General features: G+C 45.4%; 2 protein-coding genes. Both read right to left on the bottom strand.

Features of this window, described 5'->3' with window-relative positions; translation table 11 throughout:
* Positions 1-193: 193 nt before the first annotated feature.
* The gene (locus LO50_RS21835) at positions 194-955 is read right to left on the bottom strand and encodes a hypothetical protein (RefSeq protein ID WP_044316352.1); all 762 of its coding nucleotides are present in this window, start codon (positions 953-955) and stop codon (positions 194-196) included.
* A gap of 479 nt (positions 956-1,434) precedes the next feature.
* The gene (locus LO50_RS24840) at positions 1,435-2,295 is read right to left on the bottom strand and encodes an XAC2610-related protein (RefSeq protein ID WP_152624005.1); all 861 of its coding nucleotides are present in this window, start codon (positions 2,293-2,295) and stop codon (positions 1,435-1,437) included.
* Positions 2,296-2,472: the final 177 nt, after the last annotated feature.

Raw genomic sequence — 2,472 nt, 5'->3', positions numbered from 1 at the left:
ACCGTACCGGAAAGGTCAGGTGTTGCACTCAGTTTTTGCCGCCGCCGGATTTCGATTTGCAGTAAAAAATGGTGGTAGACGTTCCGTTGCTGCTGTAAGTGGAACAGTCAGCACCACCTATAATAGTATAGGTGATGGCGTGTATGAATCTAAGCATGAATAATGGGTGGGGTGCATCAGATGGTGAGAAAGTTTAGTTTTTATTAATAGCTTGCAATAGCTCTGTAGCTGTCAGGCGCTTAAATGAATGTGCTATAGGGTCCGTTTCCACATCCAGCGCTGATGCTGTAGCACCATCGACGTCATACACCAAATAAGCGTTACCGATGGTCGCTACATAAGTTTTCCCTGCTACTGACGCTATGGTTTTCGGAGTAGCAGACATTAGATCTTCGATCGAGTCGTAGCGCAGCGCAACAAGCACATTGTCTAGCTTGCCGAGGGGTGTTACAGCGGCTTCAGCAGGCTCGGCCATAACAGATTGTAGGGACACTCTATTAGATTCCTCAATCCAGGCGTCTGTGTAACGGAAAACTGTATCCTGGAAATCGCTCGATAATATTTTTTTAAGGTTGCAAACAGCTTTTCGAATGGAGGCACCATTCTGCCCGTTGCGAATGTTGCTGTATATGCAGTCGATAAGAGGGATATTATCTTTGACTTTTAGGGTATAAAAGACTTCGAAATGTGTATTCGATCCAGAGTTTTCATAGCTCAGTGCGGGCCCGCCATTGAACCGCACCAACGTTCTGGCTGTCTGCCCTGCGTAGCCAACAATGTCGGTGATAATTGTCGTTTCCGTTCCCTGCTTGATCGTCAGAGTGCCCGCTTCCATGTCTGCTGTATAGATTTCCGGCACCCCGTCATCGTTGGATGAAATGGTGTAAGTGCTTGCGTGTGCGCTGGTAGTCATCGTTAGTGAGATAAGCAGAGCTAAAAACCGTACGTGTCTCATGGAGCGAAGCTTTCCTTTGCCGAGGACGTTTTTCTTAGGATGGATTCAAAGTTTCTTGCATAGCCGGCTATAAGTTGATACTGATCAGAGTCGTTGATTATTCTGCTAGTCTCTACATAATCTACCTCAACAGAATTAATATAGTCGCTTAGTCTTTTCGGTAAAAATTCCTTCTTTCATATCCCAGATCATAATCGGCACAGAATTTTCGGGCTCGGCTGCTTTATCTGGTTGGCGTACGAAATTGACATCGGATTGTAGAGTGCGGGTGGATCGTAAGGTTGATACTCATCATTTGATTCAGCAGCCCCGGCGGGTTGATCTTGAACCTTCAGTCATTACCTGGCGCGCCGTGGGCATGGTTAGCGATAGCGGGCTAAGATGGTCCCCTTCGATTGCAATCAATTGAAGAACTAGAATATTGATCGTTATGTTCTCCGTCCACCAATCCTTGTTCTGCTTTTTTGACGATGGAGTACCTATAAGCCATCAGCTCCCATGGGAGTAAGATATTTTCGCTCGAAGTATTTCTGGCTTATTAATCTAGTTGTGGTTGTATTTGTTTTGAAATCAGTTACGCGTTCAACCCCTGTAAGCTTCTCATACTCGAATTCGGCAGAGTGCTTTTCGTGGCCCGCTGATTTGGAGGCGATGTAACGACAACAGCCATCTCGAGATAAGGATAGTATCGCCCTTTCGCTATGCAGGACCTTAGGGCTCGACAGTATTGACATTTCCTCAGAGTATTCAAATGCTTTTTTGCTTGGCTCGTAAGTCCATGCAATGTAAGTTGTATTGGAACCAGTGCTGCTCTCGAGTACTCTCAAGTCAGGGAAGCCGTCGAAGTTGTAGTCCTCGAACACGATCGATGTGGTATCCGTTAGGGTCTCTATTTCAAGATTTTGGGTTCTGCCGTCTATAAATTTAATTGCTATATTAGTATTTGGGTGATTTTTTGAAATGTCTATTCCGTTAATGAGATTTTTGTAGCTTTTACTGAGGGCGCTGGCATGAATACTGTGGCTAATCCTGTCACCTTTCCAGGTGCCCTTTATCAATTGATTGTCAAGCTCGGCACTTATCTTTGCCTCGCCTAAGGTGGACTTTTCTATCAATATTATATGGTTGTTTTCAATTGAGCCTCGCAGCGGTATGGCTGTGCCATATTTTTTATAATGGTAGCCTCCTACAATATCGCCGTCAGTTTCCGATAGCGTCATAAAAATTTCGCTTCCAGCGACCTTGCCTTCATAGGCTATTATCTCTGTTACAGATGCAGTTTCAGCATGGCATACGTGCAGATAAGCTAATGAAAGAACTGCAGTGATAACTCTCTTCATAGAATTCCCAAAGCTCGCTTTGCTCGTTCCAGCATTTGCGCGCGGTGATGCATGTTGTTAGGTTCTTTGCTTCTGTTTGGGTAGAATGGACTTTCCTGCCTTGCCCATCCATTCACGTAGACTGATACCCAGGGCGGCGGCAAAAACTGAGTGCAACACCTGACCTTTCCGGTACGG

The organism is Stutzerimonas stutzeri, from assembly GCF_000935215.1.
Lineage (GTDB): Bacteria > Pseudomonadota > Gammaproteobacteria > Pseudomonadales > Pseudomonadaceae > Stutzerimonas.
The sequence above is the reverse complement of the archived record's forward strand: the minus strand, read 5'-3'. Positions and strand labels throughout refer to the sequence as shown.

What these genes read in the sequence shown, in the direction of transcription:
- LO50_RS21835 (WP_044316352.1), bottom strand. Translation starts at nt 955, where the DNA reads ATGAGACACGTACGGTTTTTAGCTCTGCTTATCTCACTAACGATGACT.
- LO50_RS24840 (WP_152624005.1), bottom strand. Translation starts at nt 2,295, where the DNA reads ATGAAGAGAGTTATCACTGCAGTTCTTTCATTAGCTTATCTGCACGTA.